A 13,376-nucleotide genomic window follows, 5' to 3' on the forward strand; every position below is an offset into this window, starting at 1 on the left:
ATGGAACAGGCAAAGTGGGATTTCCAGATCGAGCATCCGGTCCATGAGAACGGCGCTTGGCGCATCGGCTACACGCTCGTTCCCCCGGCCGGCGCGGCCGAAGAGCGGATCGCCGTGGATGAGCGTTTCCCTTCGGCGCAGATCGCGATCGAAGAGGCGACGCGCCTCGCGCAGATCCACGTCGCCGACCTGAACGGCGATACCGCCGCGTTCGAAAAGCCGACGGAGGACGAAGTGCCCTTCGGCAAGAATCCGCGCTTCTAGCGCGGCTCGCGCCCTCCCGCGACGCGCCGCGCGGACTTGCCCGCGCCGCGCGCGTCGCGCAGAATGGCGGCTGGCCTGTCGTTCCGTCTTCGGATCCCTGCATGGCACCGTCCACCGCCCCCGCCCCATCCGCGCGCCACGCGCGCGATCTGCCGCTGAGCAATTACAAGATGTCCGAGCGTTCGCTGCACGGCGACTTCGGCATCCGCGACGAACGCACCGCCCTGCCCAACCCCGCGGCGCACCGCCACGAATACCTGCAGATCCACGTGCAACTGGCCGGCGAAACGCAGCACGCCATCGGCGACGCGCGGCGCGCGGTGACCCCAGGCACCGTGTGCTTCATCCTGCCCTACAAGACGCACTTCATCCCGACCGTGCCGGGCAGCCGCTACTACATTCTCAACGCCAGCCTCGGCTATCTGCTGCCGTCCCTGGACGTGGATGCGCTCGATCTCCAGGATCTGCCCATCGAGCGCGCGCCGGAGCTAGCGCCCTTCCGCTTCCAGGAGCAACTGGACTTCCGGCTCGACGGAGCGACGCTGGCGCAGGTCGAAAGCCTGTGCCGCGAAATCGCCGCCGAGGACGCGCGCCGGGCCAGCGGCTCGGCCATCCTGATCCGCGCCTACCTGCTGCAACTGATCGGCCTGGTGTGGCGCGAGTACGGCGAGGCGCTGGCGGCGCTGGCGGCGATGCCCGCCTCGGGCCAGGCCCGCAACCCGGCTCTGGCGCGGCTGCGCGCCTTTCTGAAAGACCGCCTGGACCAGCCCGTGTCGCTGACCGACGCGGCGGCCGCCATCCACCTCTCGCCCACCTACCTGGCCCACCTGCTGAAGCGCGAGACGGGCCAGACCTTCGTGGAATACCTCACGGCCCGGCGCATGTCGCTGGCGCGCGAACTGCTGCTGCACACCAGCCTGTCGGTCAAGGAGATCGCATTTCGCTGCGGGTTTTCCGACGAGGCGTATTTCGGGCGCCGGTTCCGGCTGCTCGAGCAGGCCAGCCCCACCGCCTTCCGCCGCCAGTTGCGCCAGCACGGGCCGTGCTGAGCATGCGGCGGCGACTGCGCAAGTTTGTCCGGTTTTAGGACAGTCCGCCGTCTAACGGCCCCGCCCTCCTTTCGCGCAACATTCGTGCATCGCCCGCGCCGCCATGGCGCGGGGCAAGCCGAAAGGAGCTTCATGAACCACCCCGCCACAGCCAGGGACGCCGTTGCGCTGCCCCTGCCCGTCGTCTCGCCCGTTACCGTGCCCGTGGCCGGACGCGGCCAGCCCTTCACGGTGCGGCGCATATACTGCGTCGGCCGCAACTACATCGAGCACATCCGCGAAATGAAGGAAGGCGACGAGCGCGACCCACCCTTCTTTTTCCAGAAGCCCGCCGACGCGATCGTCACGGACGGCAAGGTTCCCTATCCCGTCCTGACCGAGGACTTCCAGTTCGAACTCGAACTGGTCATCGCCATCGGGCGCACGCCCGATCCCGATCCCGCCCAGGCGCTGTCCGCCGTGCTCGGCTACGCCGTGGGCCTGGACATGACGCGGCGCGACCGCCAGCGCGAGGCCTTCCGCGAAGGGCGTCCGTGGGAAGTCGGCAAATCCTTCGACGCCTCCGCGCCCTGCGGCACGATCCTGCCGGTGGAAACCGGCGGACACGTGCTGAGCGGGCCGTTGACGCTGGAGCTAAACGGCCGGATCGCGCAGCAGTCCGAACTGGAAAAGATGATCTGGAACGTGCCGGAGATCATCGTGCAGCTCTCGCGCCAATACCGCCTGATGCCGGGCGACCTGATCTACACCGGCACGCCGGCGGGCGTGGGCGCGGTGCGGGTCGGCGACCGCCTGCTCGGGCGCGTCGCCGGGCTGCCGGAGCTGGATGTGTCCATCGTGGCGGCGCGCTAGCCGCGAACCGCGGGCCAGGGGCAATTCCCCGCGCCGGACCGCCGCCGGAAGGGCCGTCCCGGCCCCCGGCCGATCCGGCGGCAACAATAATGGAGAGAGACAAATGAAGACGACTCGAGTATTGCACCACCTGGCCGCGTCCGTGGCGCTGGCTGCCGGCATGGCCGGCGGCGCGCAGGCGCAGGACTATCCGTCGCGGGCGGTCACCACCATCGTGCCTTTTGCCGCGGGCGGGGCGAGCGACCTGCTGGCCCGCCAGCTCGGCAAGCAGTTGTCGGGCAAGCTGGGACAGGCCTTCGTCATCGAGAACCGCGCGGGCGCGGGAGGCACCGTGGGCGCGAGGCTGGCGGCGCGCGCCGCGCCCGACGGCTACACGCTGGTCATGGGCACGAACGCCTCGCACGCCATCGCCGCGACCACGCACCGCAACCTGAACTACGACCCGCTGAAGGACTTCGAGGCCATATCGCTGGTGGCGCGGGTGCCGCAGGTCGTGATGGTGCATCCCTCGGTGCCGGTCAAGGACATCCCCGAGCTGATCGCATACGCCAAGCGCAATCCCGGGAAGCTGAATTTCAGCTCGGCCGGCAACGGCACGCCCGGCCACCTGGGCATGGAGCTGTTCAAGATGAGGACGGGCGTGGACATGATGCACGTGCCTTTCCAGGGCGGCAATCCGGCGCTGGTGGCGCTGACGGGCGGACAGGTCCAACTGCTGGCCGACAACATCAGTTCGGCGCTGCCGCAGATCAAGGCGGGCAAGGCCAGGGCGATCGCGGTGACGTCCGCGCACCGCTCCCAGGCCCTGCCCGACGTGCCCACCATCGCCGAGCAGGGCGTGCCCGGCTTCGAGTCGGGATCGTGGTTCGCGCTGTTCGCGCCGGCCGGCACGCCTTCGGCCGTCATCGAGAAGCTGAATCTGGAAGTCGGCCTGGCGCTCAAGGATCCGGCGGCGCATGAAACGCTGTCGGCCCAGGGCGCCGAGCCGGATCCCGGCACCCCCGAGGCCTTGCGCCAGTTGATCCGCGAGGACGTGGCCAAGTGGGGCGACGTCGTCAAGCGCATCGGCCTGCAGGTCGATTGAGGAGGACGGCGCGGGAACGGCATGATGGAAACCCTGTTGCTGTGCGCCGCCGCCTTCGTCGGCGGCGGGCTCAATACGATCGCGGGCGGGGGCAGTTTCCTGACCCTGCCCGCGCTGATGTTCGCCGGCGTGCCGGCCGTCTCGGCCAATGCCACGGGAGCGGTCGCGCTGCTGCCGGGCTATCTGGCGGGCGCCTTGTCGCTGGGCCGCGGCCGCGCCGGCGGGCAGGGACTGATGCCGCTGGGCGAACTGGCTATTCTGTCCTGCGCGGGGGGAGCGCTGGGCGCTTATCTGCTGACACGTACCGGCGACGCGGCCCTGCGCGGCATCGTGCCCTGGATGATGCTGCTGGCGACCCTGCTGTTCATGGGCGGGCCTGCCTGGATCGCGCGCCGGGCCCGCGGGGCTGCGCCCGAAGCCACGGCGTCGGCCGCCGGATTGCGGGCCGGGCTGTTCGCCGCCAGCGTGTACGGCGGCTATTTCAACGGCGGCATGGGCATCCTGCTGCTGGCGCTGTTCGCGCTGGCCGGGCACCGCGATCTGCATGCCATGAACCAGGCCAAGAACTGGGCCTCGGCCGTGCTCACGCTGATGGCCGCCTGCGTGTACGCGGCCGGCGGCGCCATAGACTGGCCTCGCGCCATGCCCATGATGATCGCCGGCGCGCTGGGCGGCTGGGCGGGCGGCCGCCTGGCCCATCGCCTGCCGGTGGCGGCGGTACGGCGCGGCGTGATCGCGGTCGGCCTGGCCATGACGGCGGCGCTGTTCTGGTAGGCCCCCGCCCCTTACGCCAGCATCAGCCTGCCCCGCCCTTGCAGCGTGGCGTCGCCCGGATCCCGGCGCTGAACGTCTTCCGCCAGCCGGAAAACGCCCACTGCGAGGACCAGCTCGCGCGCCTGGTCCTGCAGGGAGCCCGCCGCGGCGGCGGCTTCCTCGACCAGGGCGGCGTTCTGCTGCGTCACCTCGTCCATCTGCGATACGGCGCGGTTCACTTGGTCGATGCCGCCGGCCTGTTCCTGCGAAGCCGCCGCGATCTCGCCCATGATGTCGGTCACGCGCTTCACGGCACCCACCACCTCCCGCATCGTGGCGCCGGCCTCTTCCACTTGGCGCGATCCATCGGCGACCTTGCCGGCGGAGTCCTCGATCAAGGCCTTGACCTCCCTGGCGGCCTGCGCGCTGCGCTGCGCCAACGACCGCACTTCGCCCGCGACGACCGCGAAACCCTTGCCCTGTTCGCCCGCGCGCGCCGCCTCGACCGCCGCGTTGAGCGCCAGGATGTTGGTCTGGAACGCGATGGCGTCGATGACCGACACGATCTCGGATATCTTGCGCGAACTGGCGGAGATGTCTTCCATGGTGCCGACCACGGCGGATACGGCGGCACCGCCGCGTTGGGCAATGGTGGAAGCGCTGGCCGCGAGCTGATCGGCCCGGGCGGCGTTGTCGGCGTTCTGCTTCACGGTCGATGCAAGTTCCTCCATCGACGCGGCGGTCTCTTCCAATGACGCCGCCTGCTCTTCGGTGCGGCTGGACAGGTCGGCGTTGCCCGCGGCGATCTGGCCCGAGGCGCTGGAGATCGTCTCCGATCCATGCCGGATGGCGCGCACGGCGCTGGCCAGCTTTTCCTGCATATCGTGCAGGGCATGCAGCAGGCGCCCGGTTTCATCCTTGGAGTCCGCTGCGATGCGCTGGCCCAGGTCGCCGGCCGCCACGCTTTCAGCCGCCTTGACGGCCCGCGCGAGCGGCACGGTAATGGACCGGGTGACCCGCCAGGCGAAGAGCGCGCCCAGGATCAGGGCGATACTCGACAGGGCCAGATTCAGCCGCTCGGCCTTGCGCGCGACCTCCTCGCTGGCGATGCCGGCTTCGTTCATTTCGGCGGACAGCAGCCTGGAAAACTCGACGATGCGGCCCTGCAGGCTGTCGAGAAAAGGCAGCGTCTCCTTCAGCAGACGCTGGCGCGCCGCCTCCCGGTCGCCGCTTTTCACCAGCGCGCCCACGGACTGGAAGGATTTGACGTAGCGGCCGCGCATCTCTTCCAGCGTCCGCAGCCTCGCGCTCTCATCTGCCGCCGTGAACAGCGGCCGCAGCGTCGCCAGCGCCTGGTCGATCACCTTGCGGTTCGCGTCGATCTGAAGAAAGAGCTTATCGGCGGCAGCCGGGTCGGCATTGACGATCAATTCCAGATTGGCGCGCGCATTGGCGCGCGTCGTGACGTCGATGATCGATATGGCGCTGGCCTTGGTCCAGGTTTGCTGGGTGATCGCCTGGTTGATGCCGCCGATGTGCGCAAGCTCGTACTGCGCCAGGCCGGCCAGGACCAGCAACAGGACGAGCACGGCGCCAAAGCCCGACGCCAGCCGGGCGCCAATGGAAAAATTGCGGAAATTGATGCGGAGGATTGTCATGGGTTTCCAGGGTCAGAGGTGTCGATCTCCAGCCGTCGCCATGCAATCGGGCTACTACCACACGCGCACTTCACAGAACATCACACCACGGGAAAACCCTAGTTTAGATTCAATGTAATATTTGGCAAGATTTTTGTGACTATTCTTTGCGAATCCGCAAAGAAGCCGCGCCGCCGATGGTCCGGCATGCCCGGATCCGGCACCGGCCCGGGTCCGCGGTCCGGCAGTATTGGCGGGCGATCAGGCGGCCGCGCTAACGGCCGCCGCCCGTCAGCCAGCGTTCCGCTTCCCGCTGGCCACGTCCCAGAGCGCCTGGGAAATCGGCTGCTCGCGTTCCTCGATGACGTGGGCGATCAGCCCCGCCACCCGGCCGATCAGCGTCATGCCCTTGCCGAATTCGGGGGTGAGATGCATGTCGAGCAACACGGCCGCCTTGGCGCCCGTGGCGTTCAGCGGCACCGGTTTGCCGAACACGCGGCTGGCGGCGCCGGCCAGGGCCAGCACATAGCGGCAGTGCCTGCCGTAGTAGCCGCAGTCCGTGGCCACCGCCAGTATTTTGTTGGAGCGGGGGTCGGCATCTACATGGATGGGATGCCCTATGCCGGGGATGCGCCTGCGCGCCTCGCGCTCGCGCGCCACCACGCGCTCGGCGTGCGCGGCCATCGCCTCGGCGTCCTCGTCCGAACCGTCGAAATCCGCGGCGGCCTGCTGCAGGAACCGCGCCGCGTATTCCACCACGCCCAGGTAGCGGCTGCCCGCGCCCAGCAGCCCGGCCGCCACCGCCCCCTGCATGGATTCGGGAGCGCCATGCAGGGTCAGGCGCGTCGCCAGGGCGCTGGGCGTCAGGCCGTGGTCCGCCGCGGTCACCAGGAACATATTGATCATGCGGCGTTGGTTGGCGTCCGGAAAACTGCCCAGCACGGTCAGGCACAGAACGTCGATGAAGTCGCGCTTGTCGATCAGGTCCTCGACAAGGTCATAGCCTCTGATGCTGATGTGGTCGGCATCGCCGCCGCCGATATCGCTCTTGAACATATTCCTTCCTTTTTCGAATGTGGATCGGCCGGTCATTCCAGGCGCGCGCCCGATTGGCGCACGACGGCTTTCCAACGCGGCACCTCATCTTCCGCGAAGCGCTGGAATTCGCGGTCGGAAAGGCCCATGGGGAAGCTGCTGATGGCCGCCATCGCGGCCACGACGTCCTGCGCCCGGGTGACTTGTCCGATCGCGTCCGCCAGCCTGGCCACCACGGCATCCGGCGTGCCCGCCGGCACGAATACCCCCGACCAACCTTCCAGCGCGGCGTCCGGATAGCCGGCCTCGGCCATGGTGGGCACCGTCGGCATGGCGTCCAGGCGGCTCGTGCCCGCCACCGCCAGCGCGCGCAGCTTGCCCGCGGCGACGTGCTGGCTTACCGACTCGGGATAACTGAACATGATCTCCACATTGCCCGCCAACACGTCGGACAGCGCCGGCCCCGCGCCCTTGTAGGGCACGTGCGTCATGGAAATGCCGGCCGCCGATTGCAGCTTGGCCGCCGCCAGATGGGTCTGCGTGCCGGAGCCGGCCGATGCATAGTTCACCGAACCCGGCCGTTGCCTGGCCGCCTGGACCAGGTCATCCAGGCTGCGGTACGGCGTGGCGGCATTGGCCACCAGCACGGTCGACTGGCGAAACAGCGAATGCACCGCGCGCAGGTCCTTGGGCGGGTCGATGCGCACATTGTCGAACAGCGCCAGGTTGGCCGCCTGGGTGCCGTGGGTTCCGTACAGCATCGTGTAGCCGTCCGGCTTGGCGTGCGCCACCGCCTCGGCGCCGATCATGCCGCTGGCGCCCGGCCGGTTCTCCACCACCACCGGCTGGCCCAGGATATCGGCCAGCTTGCGCGCCAACAGGCGCGACTGGTTGTCGGAGATGCCGGCGGCCGCGAACGGCACGACCAGCGTGAGGCTGCGGCTGGGGTAGTCTTGCGCGCGGGCCTGCGGCGCGATCAGAAAGGCGGCCGCGGCCACGGCCAGAAGTGTTTTGCTCCAGTGTTTCATTTTTTTCTCCTGCGCGATTCCGCGCGGACTTATTGATAGGAATGGCGTCCCGCGGTGGTGCCCGCGTCCACCGGCAGGATCGCGCCCGTCACCCAGCGCGCTTCGTCGCTGGCGAGATAGCGGATGGCGTGCCCGACGTCCCAGCCGTTTCCCTCGGTGCACAGCAGCGAGCGCTTGCGGCGGATTTCGCGCTTTTCGTCCGACATGCCCCGCGCGTACACCATGGGCGTGTGCACCATGCCGGGCGCCACGCAGTTGACGCGGATTCCCTCTTCCCCATGATGCGCCGCCATGGCGCGGGTCATGTTGACCACCGCTCCCTTCGAAGTCGGATACAGCAGGCTGGGATGCCCGCCCATCAGGCCCGCCACCGACGCCACGTTCACGATGGCGCCGCGCCCCTGCTCGCGCATTGCCGGAATGCAATGGCGCGCCATCAGCATCATCGACGTGATATTCGTGCGCAGGGCCCGGTCCCACTCCTGCAGATCCAGATCGACCGCATTGCCGGCCGGACCGCCCACGCCCACGTTGTTGACCAGGATGTCCACGCGCCCCCAGCGCTGCCGGACCTGCTGCGCGGCCTGGGCGCACTGCGCGTCGATGCTCACGTCGCAGGGCAGGACCAGCGCCTCCCCGCCCTCGTCCTCGATCATGCGCCGCGTGACGTCAGCCCATTCCTCGACCGCGTCGATCAACGCCACTCGGGCGCCGTCGCGCGCCAGCAGGACCGCGGCGGCCCTGCCATTGCCTATGCCGTCGGCGCGCGAACCGGCGCCCGTCACGATGGCCACGCGGCCTTCAAGCGACCGCTCGGCGGCCTGGATGTCCCTGCTCATTGTCTTCCCCTGGTGTGCATTTGCATTAGTTGATCCTGCGCGCGCGATCGCCCCAATAGCGGGCGCGCAATTGATTCTTGTCGTGCTTGCCCAGCGTAGTCAGCGGCAGCGCCTGCACGAAGTCGATCGACTTGGGCGTGTTGACGGGCCCCTTTGCGCTGCGCACGGCCGCCTTCAGTTCCTCTTCGGTGGCGGAGCCCTCGGCGCGCAGCACCACCACCGCCTTGACCGCTTCGCCCCATTTCTCGTCGGGCACGCCGATCACGGCCGCCGCGGCCACGGCGGGGTGCGCCGCCAACACGTTTTCGATTTCCTTCGGATAGACATTGAAGCCGCCCGAGATGATCATGTCCTTCTTGCGATCGACGAGGAAGTAGTAGCCATGCGGATCGCGATAAGCCATGTCGCCCGTGTGCAGCCAGCCATTGCGCAGGACCTCGGCCGTCAGTTCCGGCTGCTTCCAGTAGCCCTCCATGACCAGCGGACTGCGCACGCACAGTTCGCCTATCGCGCCCGCCTCCACGGGCTGGTCCTGGTCGTCCAGCAATTCCACCGTCACGCCCGGATAGGGCATGCCCGCGGAGCCCAGCGTGTCGACGTCGGTGCGGACATGGTCTTCCTGGGACAGGAACAGGATGTTGCTGGGGCTTTCGGTCTGGCCGTAGCTCTGCACCAGCACCGGACCGAACACGCGCAGGGCTTCCTCGATGCGCGCGGGGGCCATGGGCGACGCGCCGTACGACAGGAGGCGCAGCGACGAAAAGTCGGCCGTCCTGCTGCGCGGATGATCCAGGATGGCGTAGACCATGGTGGGCACCAGGAAGCTGAATGAAGCCCGGTGCTCCTGCAGCGCCGCGATGTATTTCTCGGGGTCGAAGCCCCGCTGCAGGATGACGGTTCCCCCGCGCCAGAGCGTGGGAACCAGCATCGCGCCGGCGCCATGCGAAATCGGCGTGGGGCACAGCAGGCGCAGTTCCGCCGGCAACTGGCGAGCCGCCAGCAGAAGCACGGCCTGCATCCACATCGAGCGGTTGGTCAGCATGACGCCTTTCGGCTTGCCCGTGGTGCCGCCGGTATAGGCAAGGCGGATCACGTCATCGGCCTCGGCCGTCACGCGCAGCGGCGCGGGCTCCAGTTCCTGCGCGTACTCCCAGAAGGAGGCCTGGCCCGCCATGCCGCCGTCGTGCGAATACCAATGGCGCACGGCGGGGCAGTGCTCGCGCAGCGCGTCCAGCCGCTCCCGGTAGCCGCTGTCGGCGATGAAGAAACATGCCTCGGCGTCCCGGACGATGTACGCGTGGTCGTCCAGTCCGCCCATGCCATGCAGCGTGACCGAGCGCAGCCCCATCAGATAGGCGGCCGCCATCACCACGAACACGTCGCTGCGGTTTCCCGACAGTTGGGCGACGCCGTCGCCGCGCTTGAGCCCCAGCGCCGAGAACGCCGCCATGGCCTGGCCGATGCGCCGGCCAAGCTGGCGATAGCTGAGCTGCGACTGCTCATCGATGAACGCCACGCGGTCCGGATAGCGCGCGATCGCCTGGATGATCAGGTCGCCGATGGTGCCGCCGATGTGGGCACGATGTGTAGTCATTGCTGTCCTTGTCTGAGGGCGGTGAGGTGACCCGACGCAAGTCGTTGGCATCGTTTCACCACATTCTTTATTTGATCAACGAACCCGGAGTATATTCTCAAATGAATCGTTTCATCAACAGCATCAAAAAGGCGCCGGGAGCGGGTCCCGGCGAGGCGTCCCCGTAAACGGGCCTGGGTTATACTTCGGCGCTGCAAAAGGGATCTACATGCCGCCAAAAAAAATCAGCATCCGGGACGTCGCGGCCCTGGCTGGCACCTCGGTAGGCAGCGCCTCGCGCGTCATCAACGGCGCCGCCAACGTCACGCCCGAAGTCCGCGCCAAAGTCGAACGCGCCATCGCCGCGCTGCGTTATCGCCCCAACCACGCGGCGCAGGCATTGCGTTCGCGCAGCAGCAAGACCATCGGCTGCATGTTCTCCGACGTCACCAATCCGCTCTATGCGCGCGCGTTCCGGGCGCTTGAAGCCCGTTTCTTCAACGCGGGCTACATGCTGCTGCTGGCGAACGGGCTCAACGATCCGAAGCGCGAAGTCAGCATCCTGAACACGTTTCAATTGCGCGGCATGGACGGCGTGATCATCGCGCCGGGCAACGAACGCGATGCCGACGTGCTGAACGCGGTGCGGAACCTGACCATGCCCATCGTGATCTACGACCGGGATATGGACGTCAAGGCGGACGCGGTCCTGTATGACCACGCCAAAGGCATCGCCGACACGGTCGATCATCTGGTTTCCCTTGGGCATACCCGAATCGCGCTCGTGCTGTGGCAGGCCCGAAGCCGCCCGGTGCGCAGGCGCATCGAAGGCTACAAGGCCGCCTTCAAGGCCGCGCGACTGCCCGTTCCCGATCTGCTGATCCAGGGCCCCTCTCCCACCAGTTCGGCCTACGACGCCATCACCGAAATGCTGGGCCGGCCCGATGCCCCCACCGCCATCATCGCGCAGGGCACCCAAACCCTCAGCAGCACGTTGCGCGCCATCGCGACGATGGGCAAGCGCGTGCCCGAGGACATCTCCGTGGTCGGCGTCGGGGACTCCGACTTCGCCGAGGATTACGCCCCGCCGCTGACCGTGCTGCGCACCCCGGTGGAATCCGTGGCCGACTGCGCATCCGCGATGCTGCTGGAACGCATCCAGGCCCGCAGCGGCGAAGAGCAGCCCGAGCCCCGCACCAACGTCTTTCCCTATTCGCTGATCGAACGCCAGTCCTGCGGCCCCGTCAAACGACGCGCAGGATGATCTTGCCGAAATGGCCGTTGGCCCGCATGTAGGCCAGGGCCTGCGCGCATTGCTCCAGCGCAAAGCCGCGGTCCACCGGCAAGCGCAACTTCCCCTCGTTCAGCGGCTCGCGCAGGTCGTGCAGCATGCGCGCGGTGATCCACCTGACTTCCTCGGGGGTACGGGTGCGGAACGTTACGCCGCTGTAGCGCACGCGTCGCAGGGCATGCAGGTCGAAGTCGAAGCTGCCCGTGCGCCCCGCCAGCCGGCCCACGTTCACGATATGCCCTTCGATGGCGGTGGCCGCCAGGGTTTCGTTGATCATCGGCCCCGACAGCATGTCCACGACCACGTCCGCCCCCTTGCCGGCCGTCGCGGCCAGCACCTGCCGCGACCAGCCGGCGGCGGAAGGATCCACCGCCAGGTCCATGCCCAGTTCTAGCAGGCGCTGGCGCTTGGCCGCGCTGGTCGAACTGCCGCCCACCCAGCCGGCGTTCAGGCAGCGCGCGATCTGCAGGCCCATCAAGCCCACGGCTGTCGATGCGCCATGGATCAGCAAGGACATGCCCGCCCGCAGCCCGCCATGGGTCGCCAGCGCGTCATGCATGGTCTGCAAGGCGATGGGCAGGGCCGCGGCCTGCGCGGTCTCGATGCCGTCCGGCATGGGCAGCACGCGCCCCCAATCCGCCACGGCATAGTCGGCAAACGCCCCGCGCCCAGACCCCATGACGCGCTGTCCGGCACGGACGTGGCCCGGCACCTCGGATCCCACTGCGTCCACCACCCCCGCCCATTCCAGGCCCAGCACCGTGCCGGGCCCGCCGGCCTCGCCGTGGCGGCGGCCTTCGGCCATGTACAGGTCGGCGCGGTTGAGGGCGCAGGCATGCACCCGAACCCGGACCTCGGCCGGCCCTGGCCGGGGCACCGGCGCTTCGGCCAGGACAGGCCCGTCCGCGCCCAGGACGATCGCTCGCATCATGGAAGCCATTTATTGCGCCTTCGCACCCGATTTCTTGACGATGTCGCCCCAACGGTCGATCTCGCTGTCGACGAAGGCCTTGAACTGGTCGACGCCCATCAGATCGATCTGGATGCCCGCTTCGTCAAAGCGCGCGCGCACCGATTCGCTGCCCAGCGCCTGATTGATCACGGCATTGAGCTTTTCCACGACCGGCCGGGGCGTGCCGGCCGGCGCGAAGATGCCGCTCCAACTGGTGACCTCATAGCCTGGCACGCCGGCCTCCATCAGCGTGGGCACGTCCGGCAGGACCGCGGCGCGGTTGCGGCTGGTCACGCCCAGCGCGCGCAGCTTGCCCGCCTGGATGTGCGGCAAAGAGACATTCAGGTTGTCGAACATGAGCTGGATATGGCCTGCCAGCAGGTCGTTCATGGCCGGACCGCCGCCGCGGTACGGCACGTGCGTGAACCGGGTGCCCGTCAGGACCTGGAAGAGTTCGCCGGACATATGAATGCTGCTGCCCGCGCCGGAGGATCCCATCATCAGCTTGCCCGGATTCGCCTTCGCCCAATCGATCAGTTCCTGCACCGTCTTCGCGGGCACGGCGGGGTTGACCACCAGCACGTTGGTGCCCGCCGTCATGCGCGCGATCGGCTCGAAATCCTTCCGCGCATCGAAGGCCGGATTCTCATAGAGCGTCGGATTGATTCCATGCGTGCCGATCGTTCCCTGCAGCAGGGTGTAGCCGTCTGGCGCTGAACTCGCCACGTGCGCCGCGCCGATGTTGCCCCCCGCGCCGCCACGGTTCTCCACGACCACGGGCTGCCCGAGGATCTTCGACATCGCTTCCGCCAGGATCCGGCCCGTCGTATCCGTGGAGCCTCCCGGCGGAAACGGAATCACGTAGCGGATGGGCCGGTCCGGATAGGCGGCCGCCGCCAGGCCAGGCACGGCGGCCACGACGGTTGCGGCCATGGCCAATGCCAGCGCGCGCTTCATGCCCTGGAATGCCAGGCGCGCGGAAATGCGAGGGTTCATCGTTGTCTCCTTGTGTTGTTATA

At 68.2% G+C, this 13,376-nt stretch carries 13 protein-coding genes; 6 read left to right on the plus strand and 7 right to left on the minus strand.

The window, feature by feature from the left end; genetic code table 11:
- From AVE30378_RS20010 to AVE30378_RS20030, 5 genes are all read left to right on the plus strand, one after another.
- On the plus strand, window positions 1–264 hold the full coding sequence (locus AVE30378_RS20010; RefSeq protein WP_129242611.1) for a hypothetical protein: 264 nt from the start codon (window positions 1–3) through the stop codon (window positions 262–264).
- Window positions 265–365: 101 nt separating this feature from the next.
- Window positions 366–1,313: a helix-turn-helix transcriptional regulator gene (locus AVE30378_RS20015; RefSeq protein ID WP_129242612.1), complete on the plus strand. Its 948-nt coding sequence runs from the start codon at window positions 366–368 to the stop codon at window positions 1,311–1,313.
- 132 nt (window positions 1,314–1,445) lie between these two features.
- Entirely contained in the window at window positions 1,446–2,165 is a 720-nt protein-coding gene (locus tag AVE30378_RS20020; RefSeq protein ID WP_208742413.1) for a fumarylacetoacetate hydrolase family protein, read from the plus strand.
- Window positions 2,166–2,268: 103 nt separating this feature from the next.
- The gene (locus tag AVE30378_RS20025) at window positions 2,269–3,249 is read left to right on the plus strand and encodes a Bug family tripartite tricarboxylate transporter substrate binding protein (protein ID WP_129242613.1); all 981 of its coding nucleotides are present in this window, start codon (window positions 2,269–2,271) and stop codon (window positions 3,247–3,249) included.
- Window positions 3,250–3,270: 21 nt separating this feature from the next.
- Window positions 3,271–4,023: a sulfite exporter TauE/SafE family protein gene (locus AVE30378_RS20030; protein ID WP_129242614.1), complete on the plus strand. Its 753-nt coding sequence runs from the start codon at window positions 3,271–3,273 to the stop codon at window positions 4,021–4,023.
- An 11-nt stretch (window positions 4,024–4,034) separates the two neighbouring features.
- On the opposite strand, the gene AVE30378_RS20035 is transcribed toward AVE30378_RS20030, so the two are convergent.
- The 5 genes from AVE30378_RS20035 to AVE30378_RS20055 form a co-directional block, all read right to left on the minus strand.
- On the minus strand, window positions 4,035–5,660 hold the full coding sequence (locus AVE30378_RS20035) for a methyl-accepting chemotaxis protein (RefSeq protein WP_129242615.1): 1,626 nt from the start codon (window positions 5,658–5,660) through the stop codon (window positions 4,035–4,037).
- Window positions 5,661–5,930: 270 nt separating this feature from the next.
- Window positions 5,931–6,695, minus strand: a complete 765-nt coding sequence (locus AVE30378_RS20040) for a citryl-CoA lyase (protein ID WP_129242616.1) — start codon at window positions 6,693–6,695, stop codon at window positions 5,931–5,933.
- A 32-nt stretch (window positions 6,696–6,727) separates the two neighbouring features.
- Window positions 6,728–7,702 carry a Bug family tripartite tricarboxylate transporter substrate binding protein gene (locus tag AVE30378_RS20045; RefSeq protein WP_129242617.1) on the minus strand — a complete coding sequence of 325 codons (975 nt, stop codon included), beginning with the start codon at window positions 7,700–7,702 and terminating at the stop codon, window positions 6,728–6,730.
- Between the two features lie 29 nt (window positions 7,703–7,731).
- Entirely contained in the window at window positions 7,732–8,541 is an 810-nt protein-coding gene (locus AVE30378_RS20050) for an SDR family NAD(P)-dependent oxidoreductase (RefSeq protein WP_129242618.1), read from the minus strand.
- A gap of 25 nt (window positions 8,542–8,566) precedes the next feature.
- Window positions 8,567–10,135: an AMP-binding protein gene (locus AVE30378_RS20055; RefSeq protein WP_129242619.1), complete on the minus strand. Its 1,569-nt coding sequence runs from the start codon at window positions 10,133–10,135 to the stop codon at window positions 8,567–8,569.
- Window positions 10,136–10,343: 208 nt separating this feature from the next.
- On the opposite strand from AVE30378_RS20055, the gene AVE30378_RS20060 reads away from it, so the two are divergent.
- Window positions 10,344–11,378: a LacI family DNA-binding transcriptional regulator gene (locus AVE30378_RS20060; protein ID WP_129242620.1), complete on the plus strand. Its 1,035-nt coding sequence runs from the start codon at window positions 10,344–10,346 to the stop codon at window positions 11,376–11,378.
- Here the strand turns inward: AVE30378_RS20060 and AVE30378_RS20065 are convergent.
- Window positions 11,359–12,345 (minus strand): quinone oxidoreductase family protein, encoded by a 987-nt coding sequence (locus AVE30378_RS20065; protein ID WP_208742414.1) that lies wholly within the window; start codon window positions 12,343–12,345, stop codon window positions 11,359–11,361. The genes AVE30378_RS20060 and AVE30378_RS20065 overlap by 20 nt on opposite strands.
- Entirely contained in the window at window positions 12,346–13,353 is a 1,008-nt protein-coding gene (locus tag AVE30378_RS20070) for a Bug family tripartite tricarboxylate transporter substrate binding protein (RefSeq protein WP_244235108.1), read from the minus strand. It lies immediately after the preceding gene.
- Between the last annotated feature and the right edge of the window lie 23 nt (window positions 13,354–13,376).

Origin of the sequence: Achromobacter veterisilvae (assembly GCF_900496975.1) — a bacterium.
In the GTDB taxonomy this organism is placed as follows: Bacteria; Pseudomonadota; Gammaproteobacteria; order Burkholderiales; family Burkholderiaceae_B; genus Achromobacter; species Achromobacter veterisilvae.